The 20,211-nt window shown below is 71.8% G+C and carries 9 protein-coding genes; 7 read left to right on the forward strand and 2 right to left on the reverse strand.

Annotated features, from left to right (window positions below):
* Position 1 precedes the first annotated feature (1 nt).
* A complete protein-coding gene (locus tag IF45_RS0107290; protein ID WP_030306328.1) occupies positions 2 to 5,599 on the forward strand; it encodes a DNA methyltransferase family protein in 5,598 nt (1,865 codons plus the stop codon).
* 78 nt (positions 5,600 to 5,677) lie between these two features.
* On the opposite strand, the gene IF45_RS0107295 is transcribed toward IF45_RS0107290, so the two are convergent.
* Positions 5,678 to 5,863: a DUF397 domain-containing protein gene (locus tag IF45_RS0107295; RefSeq protein WP_030306330.1), complete on the reverse strand. Its 186-nt coding sequence runs from the start codon at positions 5,861 to 5,863 to the stop codon at positions 5,678 to 5,680.
* A complete protein-coding gene (locus IF45_RS0107300) occupies positions 5,860 to 6,729 on the reverse strand; it encodes a helix-turn-helix domain-containing protein (protein WP_030306332.1) in 870 nt (289 codons plus the stop codon). The genes IF45_RS0107295 and IF45_RS0107300 overlap by 4 nt, the downstream gene beginning before the upstream one ends.
* A 158-nt stretch (positions 6,730 to 6,887) precedes the next feature.
* Between IF45_RS0107300 and IF45_RS0107305 the strand changes: the two genes are divergently transcribed.
* From IF45_RS0107305 to IF45_RS0107330, 6 genes are all read left to right on the forward strand, one after another.
* Entirely contained in the window at positions 6,888 to 7,343 is a 456-nt protein-coding gene (locus tag IF45_RS0107305) for an ATP-binding protein (protein ID WP_008409443.1), read from the forward strand.
* 76 nt (positions 7,344 to 7,419) lie between these two features.
* Entirely contained in the window at positions 7,420 to 8,706 is a 1,287-nt protein-coding gene (locus IF45_RS0107310) for a DUF262 domain-containing protein (protein WP_030306335.1), read from the forward strand.
* Positions 8,703 to 9,890, forward strand: coding sequence for an AAA family ATPase (locus IF45_RS0107315; protein ID WP_030306338.1), 1,188 nt, complete (start codon positions 8,703 to 8,705; stop codon positions 9,888 to 9,890). The genes IF45_RS0107310 and IF45_RS0107315 overlap by 4 nt, the downstream gene beginning before the upstream one ends.
* A gap of 43 nt (positions 9,891 to 9,933) precedes the next feature.
* On the forward strand, positions 9,934 to 10,911 hold the full coding sequence (locus tag IF45_RS0107320) for a hypothetical protein (RefSeq protein WP_030306339.1): 978 nt from the start codon (positions 9,934 to 9,936) through the stop codon (positions 10,909 to 10,911).
* Between the two features lie 119 nt (positions 10,912 to 11,030).
* Entirely contained in the window at positions 11,031 to 17,774 is a 6,744-nt protein-coding gene (locus IF45_RS34250; RefSeq protein WP_051720675.1) for a DEAD/DEAH box helicase, read from the forward strand.
* Positions 17,771 to 20,041 carry a UvrD-helicase domain-containing protein gene (locus tag IF45_RS0107330; protein WP_008409315.1) on the forward strand — a complete coding sequence of 757 codons (2,271 nt, stop codon included), beginning with the start codon at positions 17,771 to 17,773 and terminating at the stop codon, positions 20,039 to 20,041. Before IF45_RS34250 ends, IF45_RS0107330 begins: the two co-directional genes overlap by 4 nt.
* Positions 20,042 to 20,211: the final 170 nt, after the last annotated feature.

Genomic DNA, 20,211 nt, shown 5'->3' on the forward strand with positions numbered 1-20,211 from the left:
CGTGACGTACGACTCACTGGTCAACCACGGCGACTACCTCTCGGCCCACTACCTTGCCGAGGTCCTACCCAAGGACCTCAAGGCCAAGGACGGACTGCTGGCCCGCTGGGCCGCGGCCGAGGAGACGGAACACCGTCGCCACACCGCCGCCCTCGCCGAGGCGAAGCGGCAGGGCGCCGACCCGGGGACCGTCCCCCCCCGGGCGCGTACGCCCCGCGAGGGGCTGCGCGCCCTGCACGGCCCGTACTTCGCCGGGCGGGCCGAGTTCGTGCAGGACGCGGAGGCGCTCGCCCAGCCCGACGCCCCGGCCCCCGCCGGATGGGACAAGCGCCTCTCCGGGCTCCACCTGGAGACCCTCCGCGCCCTCGGGTACACCGGAGCCCACGAGCAGACCGTCACCGTGCACCGCTCGGACCACGCCTACTCCGTGGAGGTGACCCACGCCGAACCAGGCCTGCTTGCCCTCTCCTGCGGCTGGACCACCCAGCCGGACGCCGCCCTCGACCCGGACGGCGCCGGGCGTCTGCTGCACCCCGTCGCCCTGGAGGGCGCCGCGCGGCTGACCGATGGCAAGGCGCTCACCGACTTCCTTTTCGCCTGTGACGAACCCCCGCGGTACGTGCTGCTCCTCGTCGGCGGCGTGATTGTCCTCGCCGACCGGCTCGCCTGGCACGAGGGCCGCTACCTCGCCGCCGACCTCGACTCGGCCCTCAACCGACGCGACGGCCGCAACGGCGGCGAACTCGACACCGTCGCCGCCCTCTTCGGAGCCGACTCGCTCCGGGTCCCCGCCGAGGGCGGCACCGCGCCCCTGGCCGACTTCCTCGACAAGTCCGGCAAGCACGCCGTGGGCGTCTCCACCGAACTCCGCGAGGGGCTGCGGCTGAGCGTCGAGTGGATCGCCGACGAGGTCCTGAACCGCCTGCGTGAACCGTGCAACGGCGTCGCTCCCGCCGACCTGGACGATCCGGCCCGCCTCGCCAAGGAACTCAGCCGCGAGGCGCTGCGCTACCTCTACCGGATTCTCTTCCTGCTCTACGCCGAGGCCAGCCCCGCCCTGGGCATCCTCCCCTCCGACCACCCCGAGTACGAGCGGGGGTACGGCCTCCAGCGCCTCGGGGACCTCGTCCTGCGCGACCTCGTCGGCGAGCGTTCCCGTCGCGGCTTCCACCTCTACGAGTCGTTGGAACTCCTCTTCGAGAAGGTCGAGGAGGGGCACCGCCGGTACGGGAGCGAGGCGGAGGACCTGGTCGCCGAGGCCGCCGACCGCGAGGCCACCCGGGCCGAACAGGAAGCCGACGCGCTGCTGGCCGCTGGGGCGCTGACCCAGGCCGAGCACACCGAGCGCGTCCGCGAGGCCGACCGGGCCCGTCGGGCCGCCGCCCGATCCACCGGCGCCGGACTGCGTTTCGAGGCGCTCCGCTCCGACCTGTTCAAGAAAGACGCCGTCCGCCTGATCGGCGAGGGCCGCATCGGGAACCCTGCCTACGACCCGGACGACCCGGACTCTCCCCGCCGCCCTCAACTGGACACCCGGCTGCGCAACGAGACCCTCCACAAGGTGCTGCGGCGCCTGATGCTCACCAAGGGCAAGGGCCGGGAACGCGGCGGCTTCATCTCCTACGCCCAGCTCGGCATCAACCAGCTCGGAGCGGTCTACGAGGGCCTGATGTCGTACACCGGGTTCATCGCCGACGAGGAGCTGTGGGAGGTCGCCAAGGGCGGGGACCCCTCCGGCGGCAGCTGGATGATCAAGGCGGCGCAGGTCAAGGAGTACCCGGACGAGGTCTTCGTCCGCCGTGAGAACCAGGAGACCGGTGCCGCCGAACGCGTCGTCCACCCCCGGGGCAAGTTCGTCTACCGCCTCGCCGGCCGGGACCGCCAGACCTCCGCGTCGTACTACACGCCGAAGTCCCTCACCGAGGTCACCGTCGAACTGGCCCTCCGCCACCGCCTGGACCAGGACGGCACCACCACCGAGGCCCGCGAACTGCTCGGCTGGAAGATCTGCGAGCCCGCGCTCGGTTCCGGGGCCTTCCTCAACGAGGCCGTGGACCAGGTGGCCGCCGAGTACCTGAGGCGGCGCGAACGCGAACTGGGCCGCCGGGTCGACGCCGACCAGCGCCAGCTCGAACTCCAGAAGGTCAAGGCGTACATCGCCCTGCACAACGCCTATGGCGTCGACCTCAACGCCACCGCCGTGGAGCTGGCCGAGGTCTCCCTCTGGCTCAACTCCATGCACCCCGGGATGCGCGCCCCCTGGTTCGGCCTCCACCTGCGCCGGGGCAACTCCCTGGTCGGGGCCGGCCGCCGGATCTACCACTCCGAGGCCCTGACCGGAGGCGGGTGGCTGGCGAAGAAGGACCCGCTGCCCCCGGCCGAACTGCCCTTCCGGGACGGCCCGCTGCCCGAGGGCGCCGTCCACCACTTCCTGCTCCCGGCCCCCGGCTGGGGCGCGGTGGCGGGCGAACCGGAGGCGAAGAAGCTCGCCGGCCCCGAGGCCCAGGCGCTGGCCCAGTGGCGCAGGGGCATCCAGCGCTCGCCGAAGGGGCCGAAGCCGTTCGCCGAGACCGCCACCAAGACGTACAAGGACCCGCAGACGGGGGAGCGCAAGCAGCGCCCGGAGACCGCGGAGGAGAAGCGCCGCCGGTACGAACGGTGGCGTGCCTCGGCCGCCGGGACCGAACTGGGCCGGCTCCAGGGCGTCGCCCGCCGGGCGGAGTTCCTGTGGACCCTGGTCGCCAAGCGCCTGGAGCTCTCCGAGCGGAAGATCTCCCGGCGGATCGACGTCTGGGGCGCCGACTGGCTGGACCAGCCCTCGGAGGCGGCCGACCGGAAGGCCGTCCTGGACGACCTCACCCGGCGCGGCACCCCGTACTGGCGGCTCAAGACCGTCATGGACGCCTGGTGCGCCCTGTGGTTCTGGCCCCTGGACCGGGTGGGGGAGCTGGACGGCACGGACACCGTCTACGAGACGGGCGGAGCTCTGGTGGACGAGGCCGCCGTCGCCGCCCTGCTGTCCGGGGAGGAGAACCCGGCCCCGGACCGGCAGGCGCCTCCGGAGCCCCCGCCTCTTCCCGAGGGGCCCGCGCCTGGCGACCAGCAGTGGCAGGCCGCCGGGCTCTTCGACGACCCGGACGGCGAGCAGGAGGAGCTGGCCACCGCGGAGGACGCAGGGCTGAGGACGCGCTCCAAGCGTGGCACGCACGGACGCGAGTCCCAGATCAAGGACACCCGCCGGTCGTGCATCCCGTTGAAGAACCTCGCCGACTGGCTGGACTTCCTGGAAGCCCTGCTCGGCACCGAGGACGTCCCCGAGGACTCCCTGCTCGCCGGCATCGAGAACCTGTCCGTCGACGAGGCCCTGCGCCACCTCGCCGACATCGAGGGCCGCCTCGACGGCACCCTCGGCATGGACACCCCCGGCCGCCTCACCTTCCGCTTCCCCTGGCTCCCCACGGCCGAAGCGATCGCGGGCACCACGGAACGCGACATCAGGGCCGAGGACGGACACGGCTTCTTCCACTGGGAGCTGCACTTCGCCCACGTGTTCCGGGGGGAGCGCGGGGGGTTCGACCTTCAGGTGGGGAATCCGCCGTGGGTGCGGCCGAGGTGGGAGGAGAACCCCCTCCTCGCCGAGTACGAGCCCTGGTTCATGCTCACCGAGAAGCCGACCCAGGCGGAGCGGTCACGCCGGCGGGACGCCCTGCTGAGCTCCGACGAGGTGCGCCGGTACCTGCTGGCGGAGCTGGCCGCACACAGCGGCACGGGCGCCATGCTCGGCTCCGGACACCTCTACCCGCTGCTGGCGGGGACCCAGCCGGACCTGTACCGGGCCTTCATGTGCCGGACCTGGGAACACACCGCGGGCGGCGGCACGGTCGGCCTGGTCCACCCCGACTCCCACTTCAGCGGGGACAAGGAGGGGCGGCTCCGTGAGGCCGCCTACACCCGGCTGCGCGTCCACGGCGACTTCGTCAACTCCGGCAACCGGTTCTTCCCTCCGCCGGTCGGCCGGTCGAGCCACTTCGGGGTGCACGTCTACGGGGAGGCGGGGGAGATCGGCTTCGACCACCTGTCGTGGCTGTTCTCCGTCGAGGCCCTGCGCGATTCGGCCTTCGCCGACAAGAATCAGCCGGACCCCGGGGTCCGCTTCGGCGAGAGCTGGGACGAACGCCCCCACCCCAAGCGCATCGTGCGGGTCGACGAGAGGATGCTGGCACGCTGGCAGCGCCTGACCGGCGACGAGAACCAGCCCGTACGCCAGGCGCGTCTTCTCTCACCGGTGAGCACCGCCGAGGCCGACGCCATCGACGCCCTGGCGCGGTACCCGCTGCGGCTCGGCCGGTACGAGCCGCAGATCAGCAGCGGCTACCACGAGAGCGGAGCCAAGGCGGCAGGCCTCATCGACTACAACGTCCCCGGGCCTGACGGCACCCGCCGCCGGCCCGCCGACTGGTCGGAAGTGATCCTGAAGGGACCCCAGCTCGGTCTGGCCAACCCCATGTTCAAGCAGCCCAGCCAGGGCGCGGGCGAAGTCCTCGGCCTCAACCCGATGACCCTGGCCGACGACGCCGTGCCCGAGTCGGAGTACGTGTACGAGGCCGAACCGATCACCTACCGCGCAGCCCAGGACGTGTGGACCGACGGGCGGAGCCTCGCGGAACTGCGTGCCTCCGAGCGGGAGGTGGCGCGGGCGCGTTCGTCGGCGGCCAGGGCTCACGGCGTCGAGCCGGGGGAGGCCACCGAGGAACAGGTGGAGGTGGAACTGCTACGGCGGCTGGAGCGGCCGTATACGGAGTTCTATCGGGTGGCTTGGCGGCGGCAGATCGCGCCTGACACTGAGCGGGCGCTGTACGTAGCCCTGGTGCCTCCGGGAGCAGCGCATGTCGATCAGGTGCACAGCATGGTTCTGGCCGATGCTCCATCAACGGCCCTGGTTGCCGGGTTCTGGTCGTCGCTGCCGATGGACTACTTCCTGCGTACGACAGGCCGTGGTGACCTGCGTGTCGCGGGCGCGAAGCTGATGCCGGCCCCAGGGGTGGGCCATCCCCTGGCATCCGCCCTGCTCCTCCGCACCCTTCGCCTCAACTGCCTCACCGACGCCTACGCGGACCTGTGGGAGGAGCTCTACGATCCGACCTGGCCCGCCTACGAGCCCTGGGCCTGTGAGTGGCCCGGGCTGGAGCCGCTGCACCAGGTGACCCCGGACTGGAACCGTGGCACCCCGCTCCGTACCGAGCGTGCTCGCCGGGCCGCGCTCGTGGAGATCGACGCGCTCGTCGCCGTCTGGCTGGGGGTGAGCGCGGACGCCCTCGCCGCCATGTACAAGTCCCGCTTCCCGATCATGCAGGACTTCGACGCGGTGACCTGGTTCGACGCCAAGGGACGCAAGATCGCCGGGAACCGCTACACCTACGGCTTCGGCCAGACCAAGCAGCACTACGAGCAGCTGCTCGCCTACGAGGCCAAGGAACGGCCCGGCCCGCCGGAGGACTACACCGCCCCGTTCTACAAGGCCGACCGGGAGGAGGAGATGAGGGCCGCTCACGCCTACTTCTCCCGCCGGCTTCAGGAGGCGGTGGACGCGGGGGAGTAGCCCCCGCCCGCCAGCTGAAACACGGATGCTCCGCCCCCCATCGTGACGGGGCGGAGCACCTGCGAAGTACGCCCGGTGTCAGGCCTCGGGGGCGTAGGTGGCGAAGTAGGCCCAGGCCGTGAGAGAAAGCGTGAGCTGGGGGCCCTTCCGGAACTTGGAGTCGCGTACGTGGACGGCTTCGGAGCCCTTCGCCACCTCCACGCAGTCGCCATCACCACCACTGCTGTGACTGCTCTTGAACCAGACCAGCTCTTCCGTGCTCATAGCGCTCCTCGTATCTCCCGCAACAGGCCCACGGAATCGTCCAGGGAGAGGGCCTGTGCCCGCATCCTGGCATACCGCCGCTGGAGCACGCTTATCTCCTTGGCGTCGCTGATCAGCACGCCACTCCGGTGCCCCTCCGAGTAGGCATACCAACGCGGATCACTTGTCTCCAGTAGCTGCATGGAGCCGTCCAGCCCCGCATGCGAAGCCCTCTCCAGCGGCATCACCTGGATCTCCACGTTCCGCAGTGTGGCGGCCTCCAGTACGTGGTCGATGAGCACCCGGGTCACCTCCACCCCGCCCGTCCGCCTCCGGAACAAGTGCTCCTCCAGGATGAACCCGAACGTGGTGTTGGGTCGCTCCCGCAGCAGCCGTTGCCGTGCCGCCCGCGCCGCCCACTGGGCCTCGATCTGGTCGTCGCTGAGCGGGGGCAACTGGTCCACGAACAGCGTGCGCGCGTACGGCTCCGGCTGCAAGAGGCCGGGGACCATGCGGCATTCGTAGGTGTAGAGCGTCACCGCCTCCTCCTCCAGCCGCGCCCACCGCCGGAACCAGCTCGCCAGTCCCGGGCGCCGGGTCAGGTGGGGTGCCGCCCGGCGCAGCGCCCCGGTATCGCCCAGGGCCGACTCGGCCCGTTCGACGAAGTCCAGGTCGGGCATCCGGCGGCCCTGCTCGATCGAGGCCACGGTGTGCCGGGAGTAGCCCACCCGGGCGGCGAACTCCTCCCGGGCCAGCCCCGCGTGTTCACGCAGGGCCTGGACGACCGCGCCGAAGGTGCGCAGACTGTCCGAGGGCTCGGGCTCGCCGCCCGCCGGAGTGCAGGGCTCCGCGCTCGTACCGCCGCCGTCCGTGTTGCCGTAGCCCATCAGCGGCCACCTTTCGCCCACGTGCCCTCGTAACGCCCTCAGCTCCGCCATGGTTGCGGACGGCCACGCGTACTGTCCACGTTTCGTGCGCGTACGCTGACTCTGCGTACGCGGCGTCCGGCTGGTGAAAGCCTGGATTGCGGCCGCACATTGGGGCCATGACCACCTCCCCGGCCGGACCGGCCGACCAGCTCACCGCCCCCGCGCGGACCTTCACGCAGCGGTTCAGCTCCACTCCGCGCGGGGCCCGCCTCGCCCGGCACCTGACCGCCCACCAGCTCGACGCGTGGGGCATCCCGTACGGCACCGTGGACTCCGACACCGCAGCCCTGCTCGTGGCCGAACTCGCCGCAAACGCGGTGACGCACGGCCGCGTACCCGGCCGCGACTTCGAACTCGCGCTCTTTCTCGGCGGGGGTCTGCTGCGGATCGCGGTCAGCGACGCCCGGGGTGAGCGGCGCCCGCCCTGGCCAGGGGCGCGCCCCGCGCCCGGGCCCCTCGCCGACACCGGCCGCGGCCTGCTCCTCGTGGACGCGCTGGCCGCCCGGTGGGAGGTGCGCGACCGGGTGCCGGTCGGCAAGACCGTCGTCGCCGAGCTGGACCTGCCGCACTGACGGCGGGCGGGGCCCGCCGCTAGGGTGATCCACCAGCGGAGCGCACGTGGCGGCGGTGGAGAGGTGAGTGGCTCGGATGGCGGGACCGGAGGAGACGGCGGGCGGCCGGAGCTCGGGGCGTGAGCGCGCCGTGGGCTATCAGCGGTACGTCGTACCGGACGACCTCGCAGAGCAGGTCTCCCTCTTCCTGCCGCTGGAGAGCCCGATCGAGATCGGCGCGGACGGACGGCCCACCGGTGTCGAGCTGGAGGACCTGGCCGGAGCCGACGACCACGTCGCCGAGCCCGACCCGGACGGCATCTCCGCGCCGTTCCGCCCCGAGTCCATCAAGATCGAGACCCAGTCGACCACCGTGGACCTGCTGCTCTCCCGCCTCCGGGAGGGCATGATCGACCTGGCCCCCGACTTCCAGCGCCGGGCCGGCATCTGGAGCGACACCCTCCAGAGCAGGCTCATCGAGTCCCTGCTGCTGCGCATCCCCATCTCCAACTTCCACATGGCCCAGGACGACGAGGACAACTGGTCGGTGGTCGACGGCATCCAGCGGCTGACGGCGATCGCCCGGTTCATCGCGCCGGACGCGGTGAACATGCCGCCGCTGACCCTGCGTGGGCTGGACTACCTCACCGATTTCCACGGCAAGCGGTACGAGGACCTCTCAGGGCGCCTGAAGATCCGGCTCAGGGAGACCCAGCTGGTCGTGCACATCATCCAGCAAGGCACCCCGGAAGTGGTGAAGTACAACGTCTTCTCCCGCATCAACACCGGCGGGATGGTGCTGAAGGCGCAGGAACTGCGGCACGCGCTGGTCCAGGGCGAGGTCCGCGCCTTCCTGGCCGATCTCGCCGAGGACCCCGCTTTCGGTGAGGCCACCGGCTGGAGTATCTCCAGCGAGCGCATGGCCGACCGGGAGATGGTCCTGCGGTTCCTGGCCTTCCGCCTCTCGGACCCGGCCGAGCACACCCAGCGGGACTTCGACCAGTTCCTCGTCACCGCCATGCACCGGGTCAACAAGGCGGGGGAGCGGCAGCGGAGGGACCTGGCTCTGGAGTTTCGGGCGGCGATGCGCTGTGCCGAGCAGGTTTTCGGGGAACACGCCTTCCGCAAGTGGCACGGCGGAAAGGCGCGTTCCCCCATCAACAAGGCGCTCTTCGAGACTGTCGCGGTCAATCTCGCCGTCCTGGACGATCACGGCAGGAAACGGCTGGTAGCGTCACGCGAAGCCGTTCTCCGCGGCTTCTTCGCGCTGATGAAGGACCTCGACTTCGACCGGTCCATCTCCATCGCCACCGGCGACCCGAAGAAGGTCCGCACCAGGTTCGGCATGATCGCGAAGCTTTTCCGGGGGGTGGCGGCAGAATGATCGACAGTCTCGCCTTGCGCAATTTCAAGACGTTCCAGGAGACAGAACTGCCGCTCGGCCCCCTCACCCTCCTCACCGGCCTCAACTCCTCCGGCAAGAGCACGGTGCTCCAGGCGCTGGCCATGGTCCGGCAGTCGTACGAGGCGGGTGACCTCGATGCGGCGGCGCTGCCGGCTTCCGCGCGGGAAGCAGGGCTCCGGCCCGGCGGCGTGGGCGGGGGCTTCCTGCTCAACGGTGAGCTCGTCCGCCTCGGCACCGGCGAGGACGTGCTGCACGAGGACTTCGCCGGGGACGAGCCCCGGATCGGGCTCGGCGTGGACGAAGGGCTGAACCGCTACGCCTGGACCGTCGGCTACGAGGCCGAGCAGAACCTGCTGCCGCTGCTCGACGTCGAACTGCCCTACACCTCGGAGGGCCCGGACCGGCCGTCCGGCGCGGAGGCGCTCGTCCCGGCCTTCTGCCTGGGCCCCTTCCAGTACCTGCACGCCGACCGCATCTCGCCCGCCGAGTTCTACCCCCGCGACCACCACGCGGCCGTGGCCCGCGGCTTCCTCGGCGTGCGCGGCGAACACGCCGTCAACTTCCTGCGCCATCATGCCCGCGACGAGGTCCCCCAGGGGCCACTGCGCCACCCCGGCGCCGACTCGGCCCTCCTCCTAGACCAGGTGGCCGCCTGGATGGGCGACCTCTGCCCCGGCGTGGACATCCAGGCCGAGGCCATCGAGGGGGCGGACGCCGTACGGCTCTCCTACGGCTTCGAAGGTTCCCTCGGCCCCACCCGGCGCCGCCGCCCGGGCAACGTCGGCTTCGGGCTCACCTACGTCCTGCCGATCGTGGCCGCCTGCCTCACCGCCGGCCCAGGCTCCCTGGTCCTGCTGGAGAACCCCGAGGCCCACCTCCACCCGCAGGGACAGACCGGGATGGCGCTGCTGGCCTCGGCGGCCGTGGCCCAGGGGGCGCAGCTGATCATGGAGACCCACAGCGACCATGTGATCAACGGCGTCCGGCTCGCCGTCAAACGCGGACAGCTCACCCCGGAGCAGGTGGTCCTGCACTACTTCCGGGGCGACGGCACCGGCGTGGACGTGGTCAGCCCCAAGGTCGACCGGGACGGGCTGCTCGACCAGTGGCCGGAGGGCTTCTTCGACGAGCTGGAGAACACGCTCGACCAGCTCATCAGCTGATCACCGCCGGGGGGCGGTCACACACCGTGGCTAAGGGGGAGTCGTGCCGCAGCTGTTCCTGAACGAGAAGTCGTGTGAGTCCGAAGCGGGGCCCGACGCGGTCAACCGGGCGATGACCGAACTCGTCCGGGCCGTCCTGGCCATCGCCGGAGTGGACCGGCCGCGCACCGTGCTCGTCGCCCGGGAACCCGTCAACGGCCTCCAGATCGCCCCGGGCCACCCCATCGGCAAATGGTCCGGTCTGTCCCACAACCGCGACCTGTGGCGGCGCCTGCTCCAGATGCAGTCCAAATCGCCGTACCGGTCCGTCTTCCCGGACGGGCGGGACCGCCACGAGATCGAGCACCGCCACGAGGGCGTCCCGGTCGAAGGCCTCGGCGCCGCCGCCCTCATGGCGGGCATGGGGGTCTCCCTGCCGGTGGCCGCGTGCTGGGCCGGCGCACGGCTGACCCTCGTACAGGAGGAACTCGTCGAGTCCGCGGACGGCGACGGCGATGACGGGGCATTCCACTCGGAAGTGACCGAGGTGACCATCCCGCACGTGGCGACCCGCGAGCACGTCGAGGAACACCTGCCCTGGATCCGCGAAGGGGCCGAGGCCGCCCGGCGCGGGGAGCTGGGCGCCGTGCGGACCGGCGCCGAGCTGCTGAAGTTCGCCGCCACCGGCTTCCCCCACCTGCGGTTCCTGCCGGGAGCCGAGGACCAGCTGCGCCGGCTGAACCCCCTGTGGGTGCACGCCGTCTGCAAACGCCTCACCGAACTTGAGCGGGGCGTGGCCGCCTGGGACCCCGACGCCTCGCCCGAGGGCCCCGCCTGGGGCTTCAAGGTCACCCCGGAACACCAGACGCGTAAGCGGGAGTTCTGCCTCTTCGAGGACCTGGACGGCACGCACCGGTACTTCGACACCCACGTGCGGTTCACCCCCGGCGCCGGGCGCATCCACTTCCGGCTGCTGAGCGAGGAGAAACGCGTCCACGTCGCCCATGTCGGCGGCAAGCTCGGCGGTCGGCTCGGCGGCTGAGCGGGGCCCACCGCCCGGCCGGACACCCACGGCGCCCCGGATACCGTAGGCCTGGTGAGCGGCCCACCGCCCCACCGTCACCAAGGGCCTCACCCGCCACCCCAGCAAGGAGACGACCCGTGCGCCCCACCCTCGCCGCTGACCAGGTACGGGCCAGCCTCAGCCAGTACCTCGCGACGACGTACGCGCTCGCGGACGAGGGGACGCGCGGCGCTCTCGAAAGCTTCCTCTCCGACCCCCGGGAGGGCATCTTCCGCGGCCCGTACCTGCGCATCCGCACGCCCTTCAAACAAGCCGAGGGCGACGGCTGGCAGGAGCACCTCGGCTGGTACCCGCGCGACGACTTCACCCCCTACCGGCACCAGGAACGGGCCTGGCGGAGGCTGTCCACCCTGCATGGACCCGCCCAGCCCACCCTCGTCACCACCGGCACTGGCTCGGGCAAGACGGAGTCCTTCCTCATCCCGGTCCTCGACCACTGCCTGCGACAGCGGCAGGCGGGACGGGAAGGCGTCAAGGCCGTCCTGCTCTACCCGATGAACGCCCTCGCCACCGACCAGGCCCACCGCATCAACGACCGGCTCGCCGACGCGCTCGACCCCCGGCTGCGTGACGCCGGCGTCCGGGCCGCGCTGTACATCGGCGACAAGCCCTCCCAGGAGTTCAAGCAGAGCAACCCGAGGATCGCCGTCGACCGCGACGAGATCCGCCGGACCCGCCCGGACATCCTCATCACCAACTACAAGATGCTCGACCTGCTGCTCCAGCGCCCCGAGGACCAGGTTCTCTGGCAGGACGGCACGCTGACCTACATCGTCCTCGACGAGTTCCACACCTACGACGGCGCCCAGGGTACGGATGTGGCGATGCTGCTCCGGCGGCTCGGCACCGTCAGCGGCCTCGCAAGTCCCGGACGGCCCTTGGGACCGGTCTGCCCCATCGCCACCTCTGCCACCCTCGGCGCGATCAGCGCGAACGGCTCCCGGGCAGGAGAAGCGCAGGGGCCCACCATGCGCGAAGTCGCCGAGCAGGTCTTCGGCGTGCCCTTCCCGCCGGAGGCCGTCGTCGGCGAAGACCGCCACACCACGGGGGAGTTCACCCGGGAGAGCGACTTCTCCCTACCCTTCCCCGATCCCCACGAGGTCACCACGCTCGGCGACCCGGCCCGGGACGCGGAAGCGCTGGACGAACTTGTCGCGCTCTTCACCGGCACCCGGAGCCTGACTCCCGAGGAGCTCGGGAAGACGCTGCGCCGCCACCGCCTCACCGCCGCACTCCTGGAGATCCTCGACGGCAGGCCGCGCCCGCTCGCCGAGGTACTGGAGGCCCTGCCGCGCTACGCCTACCACTGGGGCGTCACCGTCCAGCAACGTCCCGCCCTGGCCGCCACCGCCCTGGCCCGCTACATCGCGCTGCTGTCGCACGCCAGGGCGGAGAACGGCCGGCCCCTGCTCTCCATCGAGATCCACCACTGGGTCCGCTCCGTCTCCCGCCTCCTGCGGGGCATCACCGCCTCCCGGGCCGAGTTCCGGTGGGACGACGAGAAGATGGGCCCGCGCGGCCGTCTGGCCCGCAAGCCGGCGTCCGGCGAGCGGGCGCCCGGCCCGGTGCCCGACGAGGAGGCGGCCACCCCCGGGGACGACAGCGCCCCGCCGCCCGCCGAGGTCTTCCTGCCCGCCGTGTTCTGCCGCGAGTGCGGGCGCTCCGGCTGGGCGGCCTACTCGCCGGAGGCTGACCCCGCCGACCTCGACCTCACGGCACAGCGCATCCGCAGAGCCTCCATGAGCCGGGAGAAGCGACGCGTCCGCAACATGATCGCCGCGACCGGGCAGGAGGTGCACGAGGCTGCTTTCTCCAGCGGCGAGCGTCCTCGCGGCGGACCCACCGTCATGGTGCTCGACGGCGTCAACGGCCGTCTGCGGCCACTCTCACCGGAAACCGACTTTTTCCCCGCCCCGGACGGCGGAGGCCCGCGCCGGGCCAGGCCGCTGCACCACGGCGCCTTCGTGCGGGTCGACCTGGCCGGGGACCGCGCGGCCGAGCAGGACCAGTGCCCCGCCTGCCGCACCTTCAACGCCATCCGCTACCTCGGCACCGGCCTGGCGGCCCTGGCCTCCGCGGCCATCACGCAGCTGTTCACCGGCGGTGAGCTGGACCCGGCCCGCAAAGAGAACAAGACCCTCCTTTTCAACGACTCCGTACAGGACGCCGCCCACCGCGCCGGATACGTGGCCAGCCGCTCGTACACCTTCTCCTTCCGCTCCCTGCTCGCCAGCCGCATCGCCGAGGAGGAGCCGGTCACCGTCGGCGACCTGGCGGCCGACATCATCGCCGACGTGGTCGACAGCAAGGCGGTCCAGGCCGCCGTCATCCCGCCGGACCTGCATGTCCTCCGGGGCGTGGACACCCTGCTCGCGGGCCGCAGCCGCGGCTCCCGCCCGACCTGGGAGCTGATCGCCCAGCGCCTGGCGTTCGCCGCCGTCATGGAGTTCGGCCTCAAGTCCCGGCAGGGACGCACCCTGGAGCTCACCCGCACCGTCGCCGCCGGCATCCCCCTCGCCGACCCGGACGCCATCGCCAGCCTGGTCGCCGACCTCCTGCGCACCACCCCCGGCGAGATCGCCCTGCCCGACGGCTCCCAGCCCGGCCCCGACCGCCACCTCGGCTACGTACGCGGCCTCCTGGAGCGGCTGCGGACCCGCGGAGCCGTCCGGCACGCCTGGCTGGACGAGTGGCTCGCCCAGGGCGGCGTACGCCGCTGGGCCGTGTGGGGCGGCCGGACGCCGGGCATGCCCGCCTTCCCCGCCGGGGTCTCCGCCCCCTCCTTCCTGCTGGGCGGGCCCAAGCAGGGCAGCGAGGACTTCGACGTGCTCACCGCCCGGCTCGGCTGGTACCAGGACTGGACCATGCGCTGCCTCGGCCTGCGCCGCCCGGAAGCCGCCACCGACCTGCTGTCCCGCCTGCTCCCGGCGCTCGCCGACACGGGCGTCCTCTCGGCCCGTACCGCCCAGGACGGCACCACCCGCGTTTACGGCCTCCAGCCCGGCCACATCGAGGTCCGTAAGCTCGCCGACGACCTCGTCGGCGAAGCCACCGCCCACTGCCCGATGTGCTTCTGGGAACAGACCGTCCACCCCGACCACGCCGACCAGTGGCACGGCCAGCCCTGCCCGCGCTACCGCTGCGGCGGAACCCTCAGCACCGGAGCGGACCTGGCCGGCGGGGTACGGCGGCGCGACTACACCGAGGACTTCTACCGCCGCATGTACCGCGAGGCGGGCGTCTTCACCATCAACACCGCCGAGCACACCAGCACGCTCAGCCGCGCCAAGCGCGAAGCGGTCGAGAAGGCCTTCCGCGACGGCACCGACGTGCACTACGCCAACCCGCAGGTGCTCTCCTGCACGCCCACCCTGGAACTAGGCATCGACATCGGCGACCTCTCCACCGTCATCCTCGGCTCCCTCCCCAAGGGGCCCGCCAACTACATCCAGCGGGTCGGCCGGGCGGGCCGCTCCTCCGGCAACGCCTACCTGCTCACCATGGTCGACCGGGGCCCCCGGGACCGGTACTACCTCGAAGACCCCCGCATGATGATCGACGGGGAGATCCAGCCCCCCGGCTGCTACCTCTCCGCCTCCGAGATCCTGCGCCGCCAGTACCTCGCCCACCTCCTCGACCTCGCGGCAGCGGGGCGGCTGCCCGCCGCCGCCCCCGGCGACCAGCCCGTCGGCCCCCTGCCCCGGATGGCCGTCGAACTCTTCGGCGACGAGGCATGGCGGACCGAGTTCACCGAGGCCGCCCTCGCCCACGGCGAGCGGCTGGCCCGTGCCTTCCTGGAACTCTTTCCTCCTTACGACGAGGAGCAGGGCACCGGCATCAGCCCCCAGGCCGCGACCGACCTGCGCACCTACGCCACCTTCCCGGGCCCGGAGGGGTTGCGGGCGCGCGTTGAGGATGCCCAGCAGCAGTGGGAGGCCCGGCGCGCCGAGACCCAGCGCCGGATCGAGGCCATCGACCGCGCCCACGGGCTGCTCGTCGCCGGCGACCCCGAACACGAGCGGCAGGGGCGTGAACTCCGCGCCGAGCGCCGCGCCGCCGTGGGCGTAGTCAAGGTACTGGGGCGGACCACCGCCCACGGCGCCCTCGTCGAGCTCGGCCTGCTGCCCAACTACAGCCTCATCGACTCCGCCACCGAACTGGAGGCCACCCTAACCTGGAGCGAGAGGACCCCGGAAGGCCGCGAGCACCACTCCAAGACCATCACGCACACCCGCCCCGCCCGCCTCGCCCTCAAGGACTTCGCCCCCGGCAACCACTTCTACGCCCAGAGCTACAAACACAAGATCACCGGGCTGGACATCGGCAGCCCCGAACGCCCGGCCTGGCTGTGGTGGCGCGTCTGCCCCGACTGCGGCCACATCCGCACCCACCAGGCCGAACAGGACTCTTCGGCCTGCCCGCGCTGCACCTCCCCGGCCATCGGCGACGTCGGCTGCCTGCACAAGGTGCTCGTCCCCCGGCGCGTCACCTCCCGGGACGTACGCGACGACGTCCGGGTCCGCGACGAATCCGACGACCGGGAGAGGCGCCACTACACCGTCGTCCCCGCCGTGGACATCCGCCGCGACACCATCGAACAGGCTTGGAAACACCAGCACGCCACCTTCGGCTGGGAGTTCACCCGGCAGGCCCTCGTCCGCCACCTCAACGTCGGCGCTGCACGCGCCGACGGCGGGCCGGAGACCCCCTTCGCCGGCGGCGAGGTCCGCCTCAACCCCTTCTGGGTCTGCGACGCCTGCGGATTCGCCGACGCCGACGGGGGCCCGCCTGCCGCACACGACACCTTCGACTCCGACCGCGCCACGCGCTACCACCGCCCCTGGTGTCCCCGCAGGCGCGGCGGGCCCGAGCTCCAGCAGGGCACGAAGGTGCTCCTCGCCCACGAGCTCAGGACCGAGGCCCTGCGCATCCTCATCCCCGCCGTCACCGCCCACACCAACGAACGGCTGGTCTCCTTCAAGGCCCTGCTGCTCGCCGGCATCGCCCACAGCTACGGCGGGGACCCGGACCACCTGGCCGTGGTACCGGCCTCCATGCCGGACGAGGGCAGCCAGGGCAGTGGCCTGCGACGGCACTTCCTCGTCCTGTACGACACGCTGCCCGGCGGCACCGGCTACCTCCACCGCCTGGCGGGGCCCGACGGCCTCCGCAACGTGCTCCGGCGCGCCCGGGAGGCGGTCGAGAGCTGCGTATGCGTGCGCGAGGGCCGCCCGGCCTGCCACCGGTGCCTGCTGCGGCACGTCGACGACCACGAGTACGAACTTGTCTCCCGCGAGCACGCCCTCGACATGCTCGGCGAGCTCTTCGGCCGGGACGGCGGGGCCTGGTCGGCCCAGCCCGTCGCCACCACCCGGGAAATCACACTCGTCCACCAGGTGGAGAGCGAACTCGAAGCGCTGTTCCGGCGCGGCCTGCTGGACTGGGCCGCCCTTGCCGACGAGGTCAGCGTCCGCACCGCCCACACCCCCGACGGCGAACGCGACATCACCCTGCGGTTCACCGCACCCGACCAGACCGTCCGCGGCTGGCAGATGGAGACGCAGACGTCACTCGGCTTCACCCGGCCCGACGTGGTCTTCCGCAGCCTCGACGACGACCGGCGCGTAGCCGTCTACCTCGACGGCTACCGCTACCACGCCGCCCCCGGCTGCAACCGGCTCGCCGACGACGCCGCCAAGCGCACCCGGCTACGGGCCGAGCATGGCTGGCAGGTCTTCCAGCTCACCTGGGAGGACGTCCAGGCCTGGGCGGGCCGCAGCCGGCCGCAGTCCGACCCGGTGTGGCAGCCGTACCAGCACACCGCGCAGCGGACGGCGAGGGACATTCACCGGCGACTTCACGCCGGTGACGCCCGGGACCTGCCCAAGTACGTCTGGGCCAACCCCGTCGAGACGCTGATCGGCTACCTCACCGACCCTGACCCCGCGCTCTGGCGCAGGCGCACCCAGAGCGCTCTCGCCGGGTTCGCCGCTGTCTCGGCCACGAGCCGGGCACTGGCCGACGGCACGCAGGTCCGCGAGCGGCTGACGGAGGCCCTCCGCGGCGAGCGGCTCGCCGGCGGGAACGGCGCGGTGCAGGTCATGGCCACGACAGACGCCTCCGGCTGCCCGCTGGTGATCGCGCTGGACCTGCGGAACGGGCAGGCGCGCGCCGCCTGGACCGCTGTCACCGTGCTCGACGATGCCGACGCCACCCTGGAGACCGACGAGGCGGCACACCACCGCCGCTGGTCCGCCTGGCTCTACTGGACCAACCTGCTCCAGTTCCTCAACGAGGGCCAGGGAGACGGGGTCCAACTGACCACTTCCCTGCTGGAAGGGTTCGACCCGGTCGAACTCGCCGTCACCGGAGGCGGAGGCTGGCTGGCCTCGCAGCGCCGGGCGGACGTGGTGCGAACCCCCGACGCCCCCGCCCGGAACGCCTCCGAGGAGCCGGCCGCCACCCTGCGCGACCCGGCCTGGGACGAGGTGATCGCCTATCTCGTCGACGAGCCAGGGCTGCCCGAACTCGCTTCACGACTGGCCGATTTGGGCGTCACCGCCCCCGAAGCAGGCTTCGAACTCGGCGAAGGGGCCTGGCCGGCCGAGCTGGCCTGGCCGGACCGGCGCGTCGCTGTGGTCCTCGCCCATCGTCCTGGGGCAGGCGAGGACAAGGATCAGGACGCCGAGGACCGCGACCGGGCCTACGCCGCGGCCGGCTGGCAGGCCCGGCCCGCCCCTGAGTGGGACGCACGCGAGCTCGCAGCCCTGCTGAACGAGGAGCCCGGCAAGCAGACGGAAGCAGAGGAGAACGACGCATGACGGTCAACGGTGCCCCCAGGAAGGGGGTCATCCTCCGCCTGCTGGACAAGGCGGACAAGGAAATCGCTGCACTCGACCAGAACGTGGTCGACGCCGTCTACAAGTTCCAGCACGACTTCCGGCGCAACCCCAACGCCGGCGTGTTCCATCTCGCCCCCCTCCAGGGACACCAGCGCCTCTGGTCGGCACACGTCGGCCACGAGCACCGAGCCCTGCTGCTGCGCCTGGCCGAGAACGACTGGCTGCTCGTCTCAGTCAAGCACCAGCGCCGCGTCCACGAGAACCTGGACAGCCTCGCCTACGGCATCAACCAGATCACCGGTGCCATCGAATACGTCGACCTCTCGGTCGTCACCGAGAGCGTACGGCGCCGCGAAGCCGCCCAGCGGCCCGCCCCGGCAGCGCCCGAGTCGGCGCCCGTCCCCTCTGCGCCCCCGGCCGGACAGCCGCTCTTCGCCGAGTACGGCGCCGCCGGCCTCGCCGAGCTGGGTGTGGCCGAACCGCTCATCCCGATCATCCTCAAACTCACCGACGACGACGAACTCCTCGGACTGGTCGAGTACGCCCCCCGGCACACTGGTGAAGTCCTGCTGCGGCTGCGCGACGGCGTCCCCTTCGAGCAGGTCAGACAGGATGTCACGGAACCGGTCGCCGTCCCCGCCGCGGAGCAGCTTGACCCCGAGGACTGGCAGGCGGCCGTCGACCGCTCCCAGGCCGTCGTCATCACCGACGACGAATCGCTCCGCAGCATCCTCGAAGAAGGCGACTTCGGGCGTTGGAAGATCTTCCTCCATCCCACCCAGGAGAAGCTGGTCCGCCGCGAGTACTCCGGCCCTGCCCGGGTCGGCGGAGGCCCAGGCACCGGCAAGACCATCGTCGCCCTGCATCGGGTGTGCCACCTCGTCTCCCAGCTCCCGCCCGGCCACACCCGGCCCGTACTGCTCACCACTTTCAACAAGAACCTGGCCGCCGACCTGCGGGCCCGGCTGCTCTCCCTCGGCGGTCAGGAGACCCTCTCTCGGGTCGACATCACCCACGTGGACCAGCTTGCCACGCGCGTGGTCGGCGAGGCCGACCCCGGCAACCCCAAGCGCCGGATCAGCGACACCCAGGCACTGCGCGAATGGCGGGACCTGCTGGTGGAGTCCGGTGAGAACCGGTGGGGGGCGGAGTTCCTCAGCGACGAGTGGAACCAGGTGATCCTGGGCCAGGCCGTCGCCTCCCGCAGCGACTACTTCAAGGCCAGGCGCGCCGGGCGGGGCCGCAGCGTCTCCCGGGCCGACCGCGCCGACATCTGGCAGCTCGCGGAGCGGTACACCCAGCGTCTGGACTCCAAGGGAGTGGAAACCCACCGGCAGGTGGCCGAGCGGGCCGCCCGCCTGGAGATGACGAGGAAAGCCAAGATCGACCAGCGGGCCACGGAACGCGACGAGCGCGGCGGCCAGTACAACATCCACGTCGAAGACGGCTCCGGCGCATGGCTGCGATACCGCTACCGGCACATCGTGGTCGACGAGGCACAGGACCTCAGCGCCGCCCACTGGAAAATGCTCCGCGCCATGGTCCCGAGCGGGCCCAACGACCTCTTCCTGGTCGGCGACACCCACCAGCGCATCTACGACCACCAGGTCACCCTCGGCAGCCTTGGCGTCAACATCCGTGGCAGGTCCTCCCGGCTCACCCTCAGCTACCGGACGACCCGCGAGATCCTGTACTCCGCCCTCGGAGTGCTCGCGGGCACCGCCTACGACGATCTCGACGGCGGAGAGGACGGCTTGGCCGGCTACCGCTCCGTCCTGCACGGGCCCCGTCCTCAGCTGCGGTCCGCACCCAGCTGGGAAGAGGAGCTGGAGCTGGTGGTGGAACAACTCAACGCCTGGCACGACGTGCCTCGCGAAGCCACGGCCGTCTGCGTCCCCACCAACGACATGGTCACCGAGGTCGCCTACCGGCTGCGGCAGCGCGGCATCACCTCCACCGAGATCACCTCGGACGGGCCCCGTCACGAGGAAGGCGTGCACATTGGCACCATGTACCGGTTCAAGGGGTTGGAGTACCGCCGCATGATCATCGCGGGCGTCTCCCAGGGCCTGGTGCCGCGCGCCTCGGTGGAGGCCTGGGAGCGCACCGATCCGCAGCGGCATCGACGCGAACTCCAGCGAGCCCGCTCACTCCTCTTCGTCGCGGCCACCCGCGCCCGCGACGCCCTGACGATCACCTGGAACGGCCGACCCAGCAGGTTCCTGGAGCCACTGGCGGGGAGCTGACGGCTACGGGGTCACGCCGGGCGCCCGCGTGTCGACGTGACCCCGCCCGAGCACGCCGGCACGCCGCGCGGCCTCGCCCGAAAGGGGCATTGAGACATCGCAGCGGCTTGGGCTGCACCGCTGGGCCCCCGAACGCACGATGGCTCGGTCCGTCAGCCGCCGCCGACACC

The organism is Streptomyces albidoflavus, from assembly GCF_000719955.1.
GTDB lineage: Bacteria > Actinomycetota > Actinomycetes > Streptomycetales > Streptomycetaceae > Streptomyces > Streptomyces albidoflavus.

Coding starts and splice junctions, on each gene's coding strand:
- IF45_RS0107295 (WP_030306330.1), bottom strand. CDS start 5,863: ATGAGCACGGAAGAGCTGGTCTGGTTCAAGAGCAGTCACAGCAGTGGT.
- IF45_RS0107300 (WP_030306332.1), bottom strand. CDS start 6,729: ATGGGCTACGGCAACACGGACGGCGGCGGTACGAGCGCGGAGCCCTGC.
- IF45_RS0107305 (WP_008409443.1), top strand. CDS start 6,888: ATGACCACCTCCCCGGCCGGACCGGCCGACCAGCTCACCGCCCCCGCG.
- IF45_RS0107310 (WP_030306335.1), top strand. CDS start 7,420: ATGGCGGGACCGGAGGAGACGGCGGGCGGCCGGAGCTCGGGGCGTGAG.
- IF45_RS0107315 (WP_030306338.1), top strand. CDS start 8,703: ATGATCGACAGTCTCGCCTTGCGCAATTTCAAGACGTTCCAGGAGACA.
- IF45_RS0107330 (WP_008409315.1), top strand. CDS start 17,771: ATGACGGTCAACGGTGCCCCCAGGAAGGGGGTCATCCTCCGCCTGCTG.